The following is an 18031-nucleotide window of genomic DNA, read 5'->3' as shown; positions in this document are numbered from 1 at the left end:
ACGGGGAACACCACCATGTCAACGAAGACAACCCGCCGCCTGCTCGCCGGCACCGCCCTGGCACTGTCCGCCGCACTCGGACTCACCGCCTGCGGTGTCGGCCAGGACCCCAGTAAGGCCGCCGCCGAGGGCGGGGAACTGACCATTTGGGCGTGGGAACCCACCCTCAAAAAAGTTGTCGAAGCGTACGAGGAAGAACACCCCGAGGTAAAAATTGATCTCGTAAACGTCGGCACCGGCAATGACCAGTACACCGCCGTGCAAAACGCCATCAGCGCAGGCTCCGGTGGCCCAGATATCGCCCAGCTCGAGTACTTCGCCATGGGCCAGTTTGAGCTCAGCGAATCTCTGGCGGAACTCAACGAATTTGGTGCGGACAAGCTGGCTGACCAGTTCGCCACCGGACCATGGGAAGGGATGAGCACCGACTCCAAGGTCTACGGACTGCCGATGGATTCCGGTCCGATGGCCCTGTTCTACAACGCGGCCCTGTTCAAAAAGCACAACATCGACGTACCAAAAACCTGGGAGCAGTACGCGGCAGCAGCTCGTAAGCTGCACGAGGCAGACCCCAAGTCCTACATGGTCAACGACACCGGCGATGCTGGCTTCATCACCTCATTGATCTGGCAGGCGGGCGGCAAGCCCTTCACCACGCAAGGCACCGAGGTAGGCATCAACCTGAACGATGAAGGCGCCCAAAAGGTCACCAAGCTCTGGCAGCCATTGCTCGATGACAAGATGGTCGCTCCCATCACCTCCTGGAGCGACGAGTGGTACAAGGGTCTGGGTGACGGAACCATTGCTTCATTGGTGACCGGCGCATGGATGCCAGCCAATATGGAATCCGGCGTAGCTGAAGGTTCCGGAGACTGGAAAGTTGCTCCCATGCCACAGTGGGAAGACGGAAATAAGGCCACCGCAGAAAACGGCGGCAGTGGTCTGAGTGTCCTGAAGGACAGCAAGAATGCCGCTTTGGCCTACGACTTCCTAGAATTCGCCACCGTCGGTGAAGGTGCGGATCTGCGCATCAGCCAGGGCGCCTTCCCGGCAACCACCAAGGATTTGAACGACGAGGAATTCTTGAACCGTAAGTTCGACTACTTCGGCGGACAGCAGATCAACAAGGTCCTCTCCGATTCTTCGGCCAACGTGGTTCCGGGCTGGTCCTACCTGCCATTCCAGGCGTACGCCAACAGCATCTTTAATGACACCGCGGGCAAGGCCTACATCTCAAACACCACCTTGAGTGACGGACTGGGCCAGTGGCAGAAGTCGCTGCAGACCTACGCCACCGACCAGGGCTTCACCGCCAAGTAACCACGCACTACCCCGCGCCACCGCCGGGGCAGAACAGTTTCTGTCCCGGCCACGGCGCTCCACCCCCATCACACACATTGATCCAGGAGAACACTCCATGCAACACCACCGCTGGTTGCGCACCCCCGCTTCAAAGCAACCACGCCTTTCATTCGGTGCCGACTACAACCCCGAACAGTGGCCCCGCGAGGTCTGGGATGAAGACGTCGCACTTATGACTCAGGCAGGGGTGGATGTAGTCAGTGTCGCCATTTTCTCTTGGGCGAAGCTACAGCCAACCGAAAACAGCTGGGACTTCGAATGGCTCGACGAAGTCATAGACCTGCTGCACGCCAATGGCATCGGCGTGGATCTGGCCACCGCCACCGCCTCCCCGCCAGCATGGTTGAGCATGTTGCACCCAGAAATCCTGCCGGTGACCAGTGAAGGAAACACCCTCTGGCAAGGTGGACGTCAGCACTGGCGCCCCACCAGCCCGATCTTCCGCAAGTACTCCCTCGCGCTGGTAGAAAAGTTAGCCGAGCGCTATAAAGACCATCCGGCGATTGTCGCCTGGCACGTAAATAACGAGCTAGGTTGCCACAATGCCTACGACTATTCCGATGATGCTGCCGTAGCCTTCCGCGACTGGCTCCGTAAACGTTACGGGAGCATTGAAGCGCTGAACCACGCCTGGGGCACCGCCTTCTGGGCCCAGCAATACGGCAGCTTTGAGCAGATCCTGCCACCACGGCAAGCCGCCGCGTTCCCCAATCCCACCCAGCAGCTGGACTTCTCCCGCTTCAGCTCCGACGCATTGAAGCACTACCTCTCGTCGGAACGAGAAGTGCTCCGACGCATCACCCCGAAGATTCCGGTGACCACCAACTTCATGATCATGGGTGAGACCGGATTTGCGGACTACGCCGACTGGGCGCAAGAAGTGGACTTCGTTTCCAACGACCACTACCGTCAACCCGTTGAGCGTTCGCGCGATGAACTCGGCTTCTCTGCCGCACTGACCTCCGGGGTGGCGCACGGCGAACCGTGGTTCCTGATGGAGCATTCAACCAGTGCGGTGAATTGGCAACCGATCAACCGACCTAAGGCCCCGGGAGAACTGACCCGCGATTCCTTAACTCACGTGGCTCATGGTGCCGACGCGGTCTGCTACTTCCAGTGGCGCCAGTCAGCTGCCGGTGCGGAGAAGTTCCACTCGGCCATGGTTCCGCATGCCGGCGCTGACTCTCGACTCTTCCGTGATGTGGTGGGCCTCGGTGAGCGACTTGGCCAGCTCGGCCCCGTGTTGGGTAGCAACCGGGCGCCATCTCAGGTGGCGATCCTCTTTGATTGGCAGTCGTGGTGGGGCAGCGAATTAGACTCACACCCCACCGATCGGCTGCGCTACCGTGAGGAAGCCTTCGCCTGGTGGTGCGCGCTAATCGACATGGGCGTTCGTGCCGATGTGATGCCGGTAAGCCACGACTTCTCCGGTTACGACATGGTCATCGCACCGGTGCTGTACTCGGTGCCAAAGCCTCTGGCCCAACGCTTGGAAGGCTATGTTCAGGCTGGCGGACACCTTGTCACCACCTACTTCTCTGGCATCGTTGATGAAAACGACCATGCCTGGCTCGGCGGCTACCCCGGCGCCTTGCGCGATGTACTTGGCATCCGTGTTGAGGAGTTCCGTCCCCTGCACCCAGGCGAAACTGTGTCACTGGGTTCGGTTCCTGGCCAAGGCGAGTTGTGGACCGAGATTGTTGATATCACCGCAGAAAACGTCAGCGTGCTGGCCAGTTTTGAGCAGGATGAGGAACTCGGCGGCCGGCCAGCGGTGACCAGACGCGTCTTGGCATCTGGCAGTGCCAGCTACGTTGCAACCCGACTAGATTCTGCTGCCCGCACGGCGGTGCTAGGCAAGTTGTTGGACGCTGCAGGTATCGTCTCCGAACTTCCAGAACACCTGCGTGGTCAGGTTGAATTTGCCCTGCGCCGCGGCGAGAAGTCGGACTTTGCCTTCCTGATCAACCGAACCAACACCGAACTGAGCCTGGACGGTGTTGAAGGCCAGATCATTGGTTCGGCGGATGCTCCGGGTGCCAAGGGAACCCTGGGCGGCCGGGAAGTTGCGGTATTTGAACTGTCCCGCAATAACTAACTGCGGAACCACAAAGGTCATGCGAGGTGCCCCCTTTCGGGGGCACCTCGCATGACCACTTAATCACCAGCTAGGTGATGATTTACGCTCGGGATTGTGAGGCCCGGTGGGCGCTCTGAACCATCTCTTCGAGGCTATGGCGCATCTGCCAGTCCAAGTCACGAGCGGCCAACTGTCCGTCAGCAACAATTCGCGCCGGATCGCCCGGGCGGCGTGCTTCTTCTATTGCGGTGAATTGAATACCGGTCACCTTGGCCACCGCGTTCATTATTTCTCGCACGGAAACACCGTCGCCAGAGCCCAGGTTGTAGACCGGCTCCAGTTTGGTGCCGGCTTCCAACTTCTTCGCAGCCTCAACGTGCGCCAACGCCAAATCGGCCACGTGCACGTAGTCGCGCACGCAGGTGCCGTCCGCGGTCTCGTAGTCGGTACCGAAGATCTTCGGTGTCTTGGATTCATTGAGAGCTTTGAATACCAGCGGGAACAAGTTGTGCGGGCTGGCGTCGTACAGCCCTTCGCTGCCCGAACCCACCACGTTGAAGTAACGCAGCGAGGTGTGCTTCAGCCCCGTCGCCACGGCCTGATCACGAATCAGCCATTCACCAATGAGCTTGCTTTGACCATAAGGAGATTCCGGGAAGGTTCCGGTGTCCTCGGTGACCAGCTCAACCGATGGGGTGCCATACACAGCCGCAGATGAAGAGAAAACGATATTCTGCACCCGCGCGTTTTCCATAGCCCGAAGTAGGTTGGCGGTGCCGGTGACGTTTTGTTCAAAAGTCAGCAACGGATTTTTTACCGATTCGCCCGCGTACTTGTAACCGGCCAAGTGGATCACGCCGGTGATGTCATGGCGCTTCATGATTTCGGTGAGCTTTTCGGTATCCAGCACATTGACCGAATAAAAAGGTAGCTCGTTGGCAACAAATCCGCGGACACCGCTGGACATGGAATCAACAATGACCGGGTTCATTGAAGCCTGCTCCAATGAACGCACTACATGCGATCCGATGTATCCAGCTCCGCCGGTAACTAACCAACTCATGCGCGGCCCGCTCCTTGATCTGCAACAACAGTGAAAATATTCGGGGCTTTAAAGCCGGCCTGGGCAAATGCTTCCAGGACCGCTTGGCTAACCGCTTCGATCTGCTCCCGATGGATCAGTGCAATGGAACTTCCACCAAAACCGCCACCGGTCATCCGCGCACCAATTGCCCCGGCTGCTAGTGATGCTTCAACGGCAGTATCTAGCTCTTCGCAGGAAATCTCGTAGTCATCACGCATCGAAACGTGTGATTGGTACAAAAGCTTGCCAACGGCCTGCAGATCCCCGGCTTCCAGCGCCTGCACGGTGTCCAACACTCGCTGATTTTCGGTGACAATATGCTTTGCTCGTCGACGAACCAGCTCATCTTCAATGACCTGTAGCTCATCAACAGTTCCCACATCACGCAGTGAAGGGACCCGCAAGATCTCAGCTGCTTGTTCACAACTACGTCGACGTGCGGCATAACCACCATCTACATGTGAATGCTCCACACGGGTATCGATGACCAATACCACCGCGTCGTTCTGTGCCAGTGGCAACGGTACCGCGCGAGATTCCATGGATCGGCAATCGAGGAACAAGGCATTCTCAGCACGAGACATCAACGAAGCACTTTGGTCCATGATGCCGGTCGGAGCGCCAACAAATTCGTTTTCGGCCCGCTGCGTTAGTTGAGCCATCTGAGTGTGTGAAAGCCCCAGATCATACAGATCTTTCAGTGCCACGATGGTGCTGACTTCCAAAGCGTGTGAGGACGATAGCCCTGAACCCACTGGCACATCGGAATCCACCAGCAGTTCAAAGCCAGAGATCTCAACGTCGTCCAACTGGTTTAGTGCCCACACCACAGCGGTTGGATAGGCGGCCCAGCCAGAAACGGACTGAGGTGTCAGCCCATCAAGTGGCACGCTGGTGACCTTGGGATCTTCATCTGCACCGTAGGTTGACGCTAGGTTCAGTTCGTTCGCCGAATGCTCAAACTGTGCCTTGCGACGAATCGCCACCAACGCATTTTTATCAATGGCAAAAGGAAGCACGTAGCCCAGGTTGTAGTCGGTGTGCTCACCGATCAGATTTACCCGCCCCGGCGCACGCCAGATACCTTCCGGGTGACGTCCGTAAAGTTTCAAGAACTTCTGACGCAGGTTTTCGATTCGTCCTGCTGGTTCGTGGATTTCGCTGTTGCTCAAAGCGACACCTCTCGCAATCTTGCTGCCGTCTGTTCCGGCGTAATGTCATTGATAAATGCACCCATGGCGGCCTCAGAGCCGGCCAAGAACTTCAGCTTGTCCGCAGCACGTCGTGGGCTGGTCAGCTGTAGGTGCAATCGGGTGGCAGCCCTGTCCGCTTCGTTAATCGGTGCCTGATGCCAGGCGGCAATGTACGGGGTAGGCGTGTCATAGAGACCATCAAAACGACGCAAGAGATCGCGGTACATGATCGCTAATTCGTCTTTTTCTTCCTTATTCAACGCCGCAAAGTCTGGAACATGGCGGTGCGGAACCAGGTGAGCTTCCAACGGCCAGCGCGCTGCATACGGAACAAACACAGTGAAGTGTTCCCCACGAGCAACAATTCGCGATCCATCCTCGATTTCAGATTCAAGGATCTGTCCCAGCAACGTCTTTTGCGTCTGTGTGTAGTATTCGCGCGCTTGTTCAGCGATCTTTTTTGCCGTCGGGGTCACGTAAGGATAAGCGTAAATCTGGCCATGAGGATGGTGCAGGGTCACGCCAATATCCTGGCCGCGATTTTCAAAGATGAAAACTTGTTCAATGCCCTCCATCGCTGAAAGCTCACGAGTTCGATGAGCCCAGGCGTCCACCACGGTGCGTGCCCGATCATCGGTCAGCGAGCCAAAAGAACCGGCATGGTCAGAGGTGAATACAACCACTTCGCAACGCCCCACAGCGCTCAGTGGCTGTTCAGGTAGCGTCCCGTCAGCTGCAGGTGCTGGCACCCGGCCAAGAGCAGGGCCGAGCGATGGGAAGCGGTTTTCGAAGACCACTACGTCAAATTCCTCGGCGGGAATCTCACTGTGTCGCGCCCCGACGCTCGGGCACAGTGGGCACTGGTCCTTGGGAGGAAGGTAGGTGCGTGACTGGCGGTGCGCCGCCACGGCCACCCAGTCTCCGGTCAAACGGTCAAAACGTAGCTCTCCGGGCTCGCCGCGCGGATCTAGTTCACGTTCGTCGTTGATCTGTTGCGGGAGTGTGCTGCCGGGATCTGCAAAAACACTGACTCGCGTCCGTCAGCTAAGCGATGACTTATCCAATGTTCAGCGAGCGTCTCGGACTCGATGTTTTTGACTACCATCAGGCTTTCTCCAGTCTCAGATCATGAATGTGCTCGGTAATGGCGTCCACATCCGCAGGGGATAAAGCGTCATCGGTGATGAGGGTGTCGATGGCAGCAAGTTCAGCAATACGGTACAGACCTTTAGTCCCCCATTTGCTGTGATCAGCCAACAACACATTGCTGTTACTGCGTTCAAGGAAGAGTCGGTTGACTTCAACTTCCATCATGTTTGGAGTGCTCAGACCATCTTCAACGCTGAAACCATGGACGCCCATAAAGCAGCGGTCCACATGCAAGGAAGAAATTGCTGCGGTGGCAAGGGGGCCGACCAATGCATCCGAAACGGTTCTCATGCCGCCGGTGAGCAGTACGGTCTGACCTTCTACTGGAGCGTCTTGAAGAAGGTCTGCAATCCTTGGCGAATTAGTCACCACGGTGATGCGCGGAATTTGGCGCAGCGCGCGAGCTAGGGCGAAGGTCGTGGTTCCGGAAGTCAGTGAGACTGACATTCCTGGTTCAACCAGTTTGGCTGCTGCCGAAGCGATGGCAGCTTTCTCCGGTAGTTGCAGCTGCGATTTGCTTTGGAACCCTGGTTCATCCGCTGATGAGTCCTGTTGTAATTCGGCGCCGCCGTGAACCTTATGAAGCTCTCCGTCCTTAACCAACTGGTTCAAGTCACGGCGAACTGTCATGTCGGATACGCCAAATTCAGCAGCGAGGTCCGCAACTTTTGCTGCGCCCGCGGCGCGCACGCGCTCAAGAATTTGTTGGCGACGACGGCCAGGCAGGCTCTCACTCACGGGGGCTCCATTCTTCCTCGCCGCACGGCGACGGTGTTGATTCTTCTTCATAATCTAAACACAAACATGTTTATTTCAACAGTCTTGTTGTTTGCTTATGTTCATTCTACTATGATCTAAAGCACATGACCTGACAACGTTGCCCGTATCGGCATTCAAAGAGGAACGCACATGATTCATCATGAAGAACAGCTAAACATTGACGCACAGTGCCTTGTTCACTTGAACAGCGGCGACGTGTCAGTGCTCATCGACCTTGGCGGGCAACAGCTACCTTCCATCGTCCACTGGGGCGCCACCCTAGGGAAGCTCACTTCCCAGCAGGCGATCACCTTGGCCACCGCCAACACCAACCACGTCACTTCCAACAATCAGGACCTGCCGGTACGCACCGACATCTTGGGATCCCAACACGCAGGCTGGTCAGGACGCCCAGGACTAAGCGGAACCCGTGCAGGCAAAGACTGGTCGCCTAAGTTCACGGTGACCTCCGCAGTTCTGCGCAACGCCGACGCGCAAGAGATCACCATCAACGGTGAACTAACTTCGGCAACGGCCGCCACACTTCAGATCCTCGCTGCCGACACCGAAAGCGATCTGGAGCTTGGTCTAGACTTCGAACTCACCGCACAGGGTGTGTTCCGAGCTCGCGGAACACTGCGTAATACCGCAGCCACCGCTTACCAGGTTCACGAGTTTGGCCTACTACTGCCACTGCCAAGCAACGCCAGCCAGATCCTCGACTTTGCAGGACACTGGGGCAAAGAACGCGTCCCACAGCGCCGCGAACTGACCGTAGGTACTCACCTGCGCGAAAACCGTAAGGGCCGCACCGGCGCAGACGCCAGCTACGTGCTAAACGTTGGCGAACCCGGCTTCAACTTTGCCACCGGCGAACTCTGGGGCCTTCACCTCGGATACTCGGGCAACCAGCGCGTCTGGGCCGAGAAACTCTACGATGGCAACCGCGCCTTGGGCGCCAGCGAACTGCTGATGCCCGGAGAAATTGAGCTGGGACAGGGCGAAACCGTCGACACCCCGTGGATCTACGGCGTCTACGGCAACGGTCTGGATGATCAGGCTCACCGTCTTCACAGCTGGTTGCGCGCCCGCCCCACTCACCCACAACGCCCACGTCCGGTAACCCTGAACGTCTGGGAAGCGGTGTACTTCAACCACGATCTGGCCAAACTCAAATTGCTGGCTGATCGCGCCGCCGACCTTGGTGTTGAACGCTATGTGCTTGATGATGGCTGGTTCGGCTCGCGCCGCGATGACACTTCAGGTCTGGGCGACTGGACCGTATCACCAGAGGTTTGGCCACAGGGCCTGAATCCCCTGATTGATCACGTTACTTCCCTGGGCATGGAATTTGGTCTGTGGTTTGAACCTGAAATGGTCAACGTTGATTCCGAAGTTGCCCACGCGCATCCGGAGTGGATCATGGCTCCAAGTCAGCGACTGCCCATTGAAAGCCGCCATCAGCAGGTGCTGAACCTGGCCATTGATGGAGCCTACGAACACGTCCGCGAGCAGATGCTTGCGGTACTCGAAGCCCACAACATCGCCTACATCAAGTGGGATCACAACCGTGATCTGCTTGAAGCCGGCAATCAGCTGACCGGTAAAGCATCGGTGCATGCGCAGACTCAGGCAGCCTACCGCCTGATGGCTGAGCTCAAGGAACGATTCCCAGAATTGGAAATCGAATCTTGCTCCTCCGGTGGAGCCCGTGTTGATCTGGGCGTACTGGAACACACCGACCGTGTTTGGGCTTCGGATGATATTGACCCATTTGAGCGTCAGCAGATACACCGTTGGACCCAGCAGCTGATCCCAGCTGAACTTATGGGTTCACACGTTGCCTCCGGCGCTTCGCACACCACCCACCGGAATCACTCCTTGCACTACCGTGCAGGTACTGCGTTCTGGGGACATATGGGCATCGAGTGGGACCTGACCGAAGCCGATCCAGAGGACATGAAGGAACTTCGTGCCTGGATCGAATCCCACAAGGAACACCGCGAGCTACTACACACCGGTCGTATGGTGCGCGTGGACCAGTTCGATTCATCGTTGGACATCCACGGAGTGGTAAGCCAAGACGGCACCGAGGGACTTTTCGCCGTGGTCAGCCTGGCACTAGCGGACACCGACCCTATCGGAAAGTTCAGATTTGCTGGACTAGATAACTCGCTGGATTACCAGATCCGCGATGTCACCCCTGGATTCCCGGCGAGCGCCGAGTACCAGTCTCGCCATCCACAGTCGACTCACCGTGAACTCAATATGCGTCTGCCCGCATGGTGGCCCGTTGCGGAAACAGTCATCCTCAGTGGCGCTGGACTGCAAAAAGCAGGAGTCTTCAGCCCTTGGCTCAACCCCGAATCTCTGCGCATCTTGCACCTGCGCGCAACCAGCACTAAGGAAACCAAATGAGTTCCGCAGCCCCCTACCGCTCGCTGAGCCAGGCTAAACGAAGCCGTCGCTCACGCCAAGACCTTCGTCTGGCAATCATCTTCTTAACTCCGGCGGCCATTGGTTTTTTGGTTTTCCTCGTCTGGCCAACCCTGCGCGGTATCTGGTTGAGCTTCACCTCGTACAACCTGCTCACTCCGGCTGAGTTTGTCGGGTTCGCTAACTACGAGCGCATGTTTGGTGATCCGGTATTTTGGCAGTCCATGAAGGTCACCATTGAGTACGTGGTGATCAACATTGGACTGCAGACTGCGGTAGCGCTGGTCATTGCCTTGCTCATGCACCGGCTGACCCAGTCCACACTATTGCGTGGAATCGTGCTGATGCCTTACCTGGTCTCCAACGTGGTTACGGCCATCGTGTTCCTGTGGATCTTGGATGTTCAGTTTGGTGTGGCCAACCAAATCCTTGAGTGGATTGGTGTGGAGAAGATTGGTTTCCTTTCGAGTGAAACGTGGGCTATTCCTACCATCGCGTTGATCAACGTGTGGCGTCACGTCGGTTACACGGCACTACTGATTTTTGCTGGCTTGCAGATGCTGCCCAACGATGTTTTTGAAGCAGCCAAACTAGATGGCGCGGGCGAATTCCGTTCCTTCTTCTCCATCACCATGCCGCTACTGCGTCCGATTCTTGCCCTCGTGTTGATCATGACGGTCATCGGTTCCTTCCAGGTCTTTGACACGGTCGCGGTGACCACCGGCGGTGGACCAGCCAACGCCACCAACGTTCTGCAGCTCTACATCTACGACGTAGCTTTTGGGCGCTTCCAGTTCGGTTACGCCTCAGCAATGTCAGTAGCGCTGCTAGTGGTACTGGGCATCATCACCTTCATCCAATTCCGTTTGACCCGTGCCGGGTCTAGCGACATGAACTAACGGCGGTCCACCATGACAACTACAGCAGCTCATCGCGCAACAAAGACCACGGCACCGGAACCTATCAAGGTTGGCCGACGTGTATCCCCAGGACGCATCGTGGCCTGGGTGGTAATGATTCTGGTCATTATCGTTACCTTGTTCCCGTTCTACTGGATGCTCCGCACGGCGCTGTCCACCAACCAGGGCCTGCAAGCCAACCCGGCTTCGTGGCTACCACCAGAATTCACTTTTGGCGCATTTGAACGTGTTTTGGGGCTGCAGAGCACCGAACAGGCCATCGCTGAAGGCGGTTCGGGTACGCAGCTAGACTTCTGGCGTTACCTGCTCAACTCGGTGTTTGTTTCTACCCTGATCACCGTTTGCCAGCTAACTTTCTCAGCCATGGCAGCCTTCGCGTTTTCGCGTTTGACCTGGCCGGGACGAGACAAGGTATTTGCAATCTTCATCGGTGGACTGATGGTCCCTTCGATTTTCACCCTGTTGCCAAACTTCGTCTTGATCAAGCAGCTCGGTTTGATCGATAACCTGGTGGGCATTGCCTTGCCTACGATGTTCATGACGCCCTTTGCGGTATTTTTCTTCCGCCAGTTCTTCTTGAACGTGCCTAAGGAAATCGAAGAATCGGCATTGATTGATGGGGTATCCAAAGTAGGAATCTTCTTCCGCATTGTGCTTCCAATGTCCAGCTCACCGTTGGCCACCTTGGGAATCCTGACCTACATCACCTCGTGGAACGACTACTTCTGGCCGTTGATGGTTTCCTACACTGACTCCTCGCGAGTGCTCACCGTGGCTTTGGGTGTCTTCCGTTCCCAGTCCCCTCAATCGGGAACTGACTGGGCTGGGCTCATGGCAGCAACACTCATTGCAGCGTTGCCCATGATTCTGCTCTTCGGTGTCTTCGCCAAGCGCATCGTAAACTCCATCGGCTTCAGCGGCATCAAATAGGAGAACCCAATGAAATCCACTGAACTTCGCTCCTCACAGCGCGCCCGGAGAATCACCGCCGTACTCGCTACCACTGCACTGGCTTTAACTGGTTGTGCAGGCAACGGTGAGAACGCTCAGTCCTCCAACACCATCGATTACTGGATGTGGGACACCAGCCAGCTTCCGGCATATCAGAAATGCGCCAGCGGCTTTGAAAAAGACAATCCAGAGCTGAAGGTGAACATCACCCAGTACGGTTGGGACGACTACTGGAGCAAGCTCACCGCAAGCTTCATCGCCGGCACCGGGCCAGATGTTTTCACCAACCACGTTTCGCAATACCCACAGTTCGTTTCGCTAGATGTTCTGGCACCACTGGATGATTTCAAAGACATCCAGGGTGTAGATCAAGATGCGTTCCAAGACGGGCTCAAAGATTTGTGGACCGGTGAAGATGGCAAACAGTACGGAATGCCTAAGGACTGGGACACCATCGCGGTGTACTACAACCAGAAAATCTTCGAGGACGCAGGGGTCAAACCCGAAGAGGTTTCCAACTCGCAGTGGGCCCCAACCGATGGCGGTAGTTTCGAAAAGGTAGTCGCTCACCTGACGGTTGATGCCAACGGAACCCGTGGCGATGAACCTGGGTTCGACAAGAACAAGGTCAAGATTTATGGCCTAGGACTGTCCAACTCCGGCGGCGATAACGCGGGTCAAAGCCAGTGGGCAGGCTTCGCTGCTTCCAACGGTTGGCAGGCAACCAACCAGCCACTGTGGGGAACCCACTACAACTACGATGATCCGAAAGTTCATGAAACTTTGGACTGGTACTTTGGACTCACCGACAAGGGCTTCATGCCACATTACGGTCAGTTCAACTCCGCCGATGGTGTCATCGGTCAGGTCACTTCCGGTTCAGTCGCCATGGTGACAGATGGAGCCTGGATGAACGCGTCCTACGCAGCCAGCGAAAGCAAGATTGGTGCAACGCGTTTGCCAAAGGGTCCGGATGGAACCAGCAAGTCCGCCATTAACGGACTGGCCGACTCGGTAGTCAAGAGCAGTGACAACCCTGAAGCGTCCGCACGTTGGGTTGCCTACCTGGCCAGCGAGAAGTGCCAAAGCGTGGTCGCCAAGGCGGGCGTGGTCTTCCCAGCACGTCGTGACGCCACGGATATCACTTCAAAGATCTACGCGGAAAAGGGTCTGAATCCGGAAGCTTTCACCGGTCCAGTGAAGGAAGGCAATACGTTCTACCTTCCGGTCACTGACCACGGAGCCGACGTCACCTCGTTGATCATTCCAGCATTGGAAGATCTCTGGGCCAACCGCAGGCCGGCGTCCACCTTGGACAAAACCAATGACGCCATAAATAACGTGTTCACCAATTAGCCACGTTTACCTTGCACATAGATGTAGCCGACAGCCTTAGGCTGTCGGCTACATCTATTTTTAGCGGTGCACTGATTTCCCGTTTTTAGTGCCCTGAACCAGTCTGGTTCAGCTTGGGAAGTGGCATCTGGATTTCTCCGGTTTGAATCTTTTGATAATCATCCGGAGTGACCACAGGAATTTCGTACCCTTCCTTATCAATCAGCTTTCCGTCTTCAAAATGGTCTCCGTCAATCAGTCCGCAAACTTCGTCTTGTTTGACCATGCGAGGAGGGGCCGCCGAGAAGACCGAAGCGTTCTTGGTATTGCCAAAAGTGAATTCGTTGAACAGCAGATTGAGCAGCACGGCCATGATGGCTGCGGAGGAAATGCCGGAGTGGAAGATCGTCTCAAACCAGGTGGGGAAACCTGAGTAGAAATCACTCTTGACGATCGGGATGCAACCAAAGGCAATCGACGTGGCCACGATGACCAAGTTCATGCCGTCGTACTTGACCTTAGAGAGCGTACGAATTCCGGATGCCGCCACGGTGCCAAAGAGTACGATTCCCGCACCACCCAAGACTGGGGTTGGAATGGCTGCAACAACGCGTCCTAGGACAGGAAGCAGGCCAAGCACCATCAAGATGCCGCCGCCTGTAGCCACAACAAAGCGGCTGGTAATTCCCGTGATAGCCACTAGGCCAACGTTTTGCGCAAACGCCGACTGGGTGAAGGTATTAAATATCGGGGCAATCGCGGAGGAGGCCATATCGGCACGCAGTCCATTAGCGATACGCTTTGAATCAACCTTTGTCCCAGCAATTTCACCTACAGCAAGAACGTCAGCCGTAGTCTCCGTGAGGATCACCAGCACCACGATGGTCATGGAGATGATGCCGCCAATTTCAAATACCGGCATTCCGAAAGCGAAGGGACGAGGGAAAGCGAAGAAGGCGCCTTGGCCTACCTTGGAAAAATCGGTCATGCCAAGCAAGGCGGCAACCACGGTTCCGATCACGATGGCCAGCAGAATCGACATGCGTGAGATCGCAGCGTTGCCCACCTTGGAGAGCAGCAGTACTACCAGGAGCGTGAGGGCGGCCAAGCCAATATTGCTAAGCGATCCGTAGTTTTCGGCCTTTGCGTCTCCGCCCATGGCCCAGTTAGCGGCAACCGGGGTGAGCGAGATTCCGATCATCGTGATGACTACGCCGGTGACAACCGGCGGGAAGAACCGGATAATCCTCGCGAAAAACGGGGCAACAAATAACCCAATTAGTGCTGCGACAAGAACTGCGCCGAAGGCCGCTGGCAGTCCCCCGCCACCGTTCACTATGGCCACCAAGGTAGCCACCGAGGCGAACGAGGTGCCTTGCACCAAAGGTAACTGAGCTCCGAAGAATGGAATGCCGATGGTTTGCAGCAAGGTGGCGATGCCACCAACAAACAGACAACAAGCGACGAGCAGGCCGATATCTTCTGGTGAGACTCCAGCTGCGTTGCCGATGATCAGTGGCGGAGCAATAATTCCTCCGTACATGGTCAAGACATGCTGTAAGCCGTAGGCCAGACTTTTCCCAACCGAAAGTTTTGTGTCCTCGGGTCTTATGGCTTTGATAGATTCATCAGGTGTAGCGCTCAAGGCTGACCTCCTACGTCAGTTGCTGCCAAGGGTGTGCCAGTGTGTCCGCACCGGCACACCCTCAACGCTGTTCGTTTAGATAAAAGCCGGGATATTGGCCCAGATTGGGTGATTAGCCTCGGTGTCTTCACGGGTAATGGTCGCTTCGATCAGACCGTAGGGACGATCCGCCGCGAAGAAGACCTCGTTGGGGTTGTCATGTCCGAAGACGTCCAAGTCCACGAGGAAGTGGTGCTTGTTGGGCAAGGACATCTTGATTTCGGCAATTTCTGGGTGCGCTTCAAGAACGGCCTGTCCCATCTGGAACATCGTTTGCTGCAATGCGTAGGAGTGAGTCTGCGCAAATTGGGTCAGCAACAGGTTACGCACCGAGGCATACAGAGAATCAAAGTCGATTCCTTCAGCGATAGCCTGATCGGTGTAACGCCAGCGAGCGGTCACATCGGTAGCCAGGATGCGGTCGGTGGTTTCCTTCAGAGTTGTGTACTTGTCCCGTGGAAAACCGTGGAATTCACTGCCGGTGGACTTGAGTACCGTGAGATCTTCAAGACCAGAGACGATGGACTTTTTGCCTTGAGCATCAATTTCCAGCACTGCGGTGCGGACCTCGGACTTGTTCTGCGAGAAGGCGTGGTCGTGATCGTTGATGCGGTCCCAAGAGAACTGCTGTGCTGCCCAGCGACCGCCGGTGATCCATTCAAATTCACCGGTGAAGTGTTCGCCCAACTTCACCAGGAAGTCCTCTACGGCGCCCACGCCATTGCGGGCTAGGCCGTAGACAGTGTTTTTCTGCGTGTCGGTGGCGACAACTCGTGAATTGTCTCCGTCTTGGTGTGCGGCGCTGAAGTCGCCGTGTAGCTGGCTGGTGACGTTCAAATCCTGGATCTGGTGGCGTTCGGTGTCGCGGGTGATTTTGACCAAGCGAACTTCGGCCTTGCCGTACTGGTTGGATCCGAGCACGATCTTGGTCTGGGTCGGGGCGGTGGTTTCGGTAGTCATTTCTCTAACTCCCTCGGTATGTGGAATAGGCAAACGGGCTGATAAGAAGGGGTACGTGGTAGTGCTCATCGACGTTGTTTACGAAAAAATCGATGCTTACCGCGGGGAAGAAGCTTTCCGTTCCCTGCTTCCCGAAGTAGTCGCCGGTTTCAAAAGAAACCCGGTAGCGACCGGCTTCAACCTTTGTCGGTCCGAGATTCTTGATACGGCCATCCGCATCGGTCAATCCCGTTCCGATTTCTTGCCAGCCGGATGCCGTTTTGGCTTCCAGCGTGGCCTTAACACCGGAGGCAGGCCTCCCGGTCCCGGTGTTGAGTATGTGGGTGGTGATGTGGCTGCGTTCTGCACTGTCATCTGCCATGGTCATCTCCTAATCGTTGGAGGGAATTAGTTAGTAATGAGGTCTTTGAGCCGAAGGACAGCTATTTCGCGCAATTGCCGGGCGACTTCGGCAGCTTCTGTTTTTTCATCGTTGCTCAGCCGGCGTTCGCACTCGGCCAGAATCTCTTCGGTGCTTCGACCTGCTGCACGGATGAGGAAAACGCGGTCAAAACGCTGTTCATAATTTTGGTTGGCCGCTTTCAGACGCGAGGTGGCATCACCATCTAGGCTCAGTGAGGCCTGCTCGCCACGAGACATCTCGGCTTCCTTGCTTTGACCCTGCGCCCGTTCGCCGATGCGCGGGTGCTGCGCCAAGGCAGCATCAAGTTCTTGGGGGTCAAAAGGAGCGATGCCGTCTAGGGCATAGGAAGAAAGTTCGTCCCGGTTTGCAAAAGGACGGGCAGCAATCAGCTCATGGATCCAACGGTCCACATCAACGCAGGGCCGTAAGAGAGTTTCGGCTTGGTCTGCGGATAGTTCGTTGAACGCGTCGAGGTGCATTGGGTGATCAGCTCATTTCATCGGTCGACATTCCACGGACCTTGGCTGAACACCCTTACCACCGAAAAACTACTTTCGGCTTCGACTCGATGCTGGTTTCGTGGAACCTTGTGGCTCAACTGTAAGCCAACTCACGCAGTGCGCGTCAAGGGAATGCGCCAGAAATTTACATGATCGTATTTGTTAAATACTTTTCACAGGGCGGCCAAAACTACTACCTCGTAGCCCTTGCCAAGGACCCAGAGTGGCTCACATACTGGTTTCACTAGATAAAAGATAATTTTCACAATACGAAAATTTGAGAACGAGGGAGAGTCTCATGACCACCGTCGACCCGACAAAAATTAAATTTCAGACGCAGGAAAATGATTCATCTGGCAGCACGGATGCGTTGCGAACCGGATTGTTTCAGCCGATCGAAGGTCTGGACCCAGACATGGCGCGACACCCAAAGATCTCGCACACTGCACCCTCTGCATGGACCAAGATCTTTGGTTCTAACGCCGAGCACTAAGGGTCACGGCGAGCGCCAAAGCGCAGCGCACGGAACCCCTGTCCCACCGAGCCTTCGTCGGGAAATTAACGTCGCGTGAAGTCCATGAAGTCTGCCGGCGAGGTGCTCGGTGCAGCCATCATGCCCACCACGGAATCGACCAAGAAGTAGCCCACCGATTCCCAGGTGCCTATCGCTTCACCCTCATTAACCGAGCCCTCATATTCGGCGCAGAGTCCCAACAGCATTGGACCTAGGATCTTGGCGCGGGCGCTGATAACAACCTCAGGAAGACCCTCTAACTCTTCGGGCAGCCGCCTCTTGACTTCACTTCCCCGCAGGTCCTCATCAACCAAACCGGCCAGCATCTCGCGCAGGTCTGGACGAAACAACGCCTGAAATAGGAATTTTGCTCGCCATGAAGGTTTAGGCAGTGCATCAAAAGAAAAGACCAGTGGCAGCGTGTACAGCGTGACTATTTCACGCAGATTCATCATTGATGCATCCGAACTCAACGGCAGTTCAGCGCGGATGGCCCGAACGTCATCCATCGCACGGCCAACCATCGCAGCTAAGAGATCGTCTCGACTCCCAAAGTGATATTTGATGGCCGAGTGGTTCGCCGTGCCAGCATGTTCGGTGATCTTGCGGTTAGAAACCGCATCGATTCCGTGCAACGCAAAAAGCTCTTCTGCCGCATCTAGCAGTACTTCTCGCGCCTTGTCGCTATGTCGACTCACGGA

At 56.1% G+C, this 18031-nt stretch carries 15 protein-coding genes and 1 pseudogene; 7 read left to right on the top strand and 9 right to left on the bottom strand.

What is annotated here, in order from left to right:
• Positions 1-15 precede the first annotated feature (15 nt).
• The gene (locus N6V40_RS03205; RefSeq protein ID WP_262198987.1) at positions 16-1320 is read left to right on the top strand and encodes an ABC transporter substrate-binding protein; all 1305 of its coding nucleotides are present in this window, start codon (positions 16-18) and stop codon (positions 1318-1320) included.
• 97 nt (positions 1321-1417) lie between these two features.
• Positions 1418-3460, top strand: coding sequence for a beta-galactosidase (locus N6V40_RS03200; RefSeq protein ID WP_262198985.1), 2043 nt, complete (start codon positions 1418-1420; stop codon positions 3458-3460).
• Positions 3461-3542: 82 nt separating this feature from the next.
• Here the strand turns inward: N6V40_RS03200 and galE are convergent, their stop codons facing one another.
• The 4 genes and pseudogenes from galE to N6V40_RS03180 all read right to left on the bottom strand — a co-directional run bounded on the left by galE (position 3543) and on the right by N6V40_RS03180 (position 7606).
• Positions 3543-4505, bottom strand: coding sequence for a UDP-glucose 4-epimerase GalE (gene galE / locus N6V40_RS03195; protein WP_262198983.1), 963 nt, complete (start codon positions 4503-4505; stop codon positions 3543-3545).
• A complete protein-coding gene (gene galK / locus N6V40_RS03190; RefSeq protein WP_262198982.1) occupies positions 4502-5698 on the bottom strand; it encodes a galactokinase in 1197 nt (398 codons plus the stop codon). Before galK ends, galE begins: the two co-directional genes overlap by 4 nt.
• A pseudogene (galT, locus tag N6V40_RS03185) lies at positions 5695-6824 on the bottom strand (galactose-1-phosphate uridylyltransferase). Before galT ends, galK begins: the two are co-directional and overlap by 4 nt.
• Positions 6824-7606 (bottom strand): DeoR/GlpR family DNA-binding transcription regulator, encoded by a 783-nt coding sequence (locus N6V40_RS03180; RefSeq protein WP_262198980.1) that lies wholly within the window; start codon positions 7604-7606, stop codon positions 6824-6826. Before N6V40_RS03180 ends, galT begins: the two are co-directional and overlap by 1 nt.
• A 171-nt stretch (positions 7607-7777) precedes the next feature.
• Between N6V40_RS03180 and N6V40_RS03175 the strand changes: the two genes are divergently transcribed.
• The 4 genes from N6V40_RS03175 to N6V40_RS03160 are packed head-to-tail and all read left to right on the top strand — an operon-like array spanning position 7778 to position 13290.
• Positions 7778-10045, top strand: a complete 2268-nt coding sequence (locus tag N6V40_RS03175) for an alpha-galactosidase (protein ID WP_262198978.1) — start codon at positions 7778-7780, stop codon at positions 10043-10045.
• On the top strand, positions 10042-10962 hold the full coding sequence (locus tag N6V40_RS03170) for a carbohydrate ABC transporter permease (RefSeq protein ID WP_131089578.1): 921 nt from the start codon (positions 10042-10044) through the stop codon (positions 10960-10962). The genes N6V40_RS03175 and N6V40_RS03170 overlap by 4 nt, the downstream gene beginning before the upstream one ends.
• 12 nt (positions 10963-10974) lie before the next feature.
• On the top strand, positions 10975-11913 hold the full coding sequence (locus tag N6V40_RS03165) for a carbohydrate ABC transporter permease (RefSeq protein ID WP_262198976.1): 939 nt from the start codon (positions 10975-10977) through the stop codon (positions 11911-11913).
• Between the two features lie 9 nt (positions 11914-11922).
• Positions 11923-13290 carry an ABC transporter substrate-binding protein gene (locus tag N6V40_RS03160; RefSeq protein WP_131089580.1) on the top strand — a complete coding sequence of 456 codons (1368 nt, stop codon included), beginning with the start codon at positions 11923-11925 and terminating at the stop codon, positions 13288-13290.
• Positions 13291-13375: 85 nt separating this feature from the next.
• Here N6V40_RS03160 and N6V40_RS03155 read toward each other — a convergent pair whose 3' ends face one another.
• From N6V40_RS03155 to uraD, 4 genes are all read right to left on the bottom strand, one after another.
• Positions 13376-14914, bottom strand: coding sequence for a nucleobase:cation symporter-2 family protein (locus N6V40_RS03155; RefSeq protein WP_262198974.1), 1539 nt, complete (start codon positions 14912-14914; stop codon positions 13376-13378).
• A gap of 75 nt (positions 14915-14989) precedes the next feature.
• Positions 14990-15913, bottom strand: a complete 924-nt coding sequence (gene pucL, locus N6V40_RS03150) for a factor-independent urate hydroxylase (RefSeq protein WP_262198972.1) — start codon at positions 15911-15913, stop codon at positions 14990-14992.
• A 4-nt stretch (positions 15914-15917) separates the two neighbouring features.
• Positions 15918-16274: a hydroxyisourate hydrolase gene (gene uraH, locus N6V40_RS03145; RefSeq protein ID WP_262198970.1), complete on the bottom strand. Its 357-nt coding sequence runs from the start codon at positions 16272-16274 to the stop codon at positions 15918-15920.
• Positions 16275-16300: 26 nt separating this feature from the next.
• Positions 16301-16795: a 2-oxo-4-hydroxy-4-carboxy-5-ureidoimidazoline decarboxylase gene (uraD, locus tag N6V40_RS03140; protein WP_131089584.1), complete on the bottom strand. Its 495-nt coding sequence runs from the start codon at positions 16793-16795 to the stop codon at positions 16301-16303.
• 319 nt (positions 16796-17114) lie between these two features.
• Between uraD and N6V40_RS03135 the strand changes: the two genes are divergently transcribed.
• Positions 17115-17309: a hypothetical protein gene (locus tag N6V40_RS03135; protein ID WP_131089585.1), complete on the top strand. Its 195-nt coding sequence runs from the start codon at positions 17115-17117 to the stop codon at positions 17307-17309.
• Between the two features lie 65 nt (positions 17310-17374).
• On the opposite strand, the gene N6V40_RS03130 is transcribed toward N6V40_RS03135, so the two are convergent.
• On the bottom strand, positions 17375-18028 hold the full coding sequence (locus N6V40_RS03130; RefSeq protein WP_165477322.1) for a TetR/AcrR family transcriptional regulator: 654 nt from the start codon (positions 18026-18028) through the stop codon (positions 17375-17377).
• Between the last annotated feature and the right edge of the window lie 3 nt (positions 18029-18031).

The sequence above is a fragment of the Glutamicibacter sp. M10 genome, from assembly GCF_025452055.1.
Taxonomy (GTDB): Bacteria; Actinomycetota; Actinomycetes; order Actinomycetales; family Micrococcaceae; genus Glutamicibacter.
This window is presented reverse-complemented; position numbering and strand designations above follow the sequence as displayed.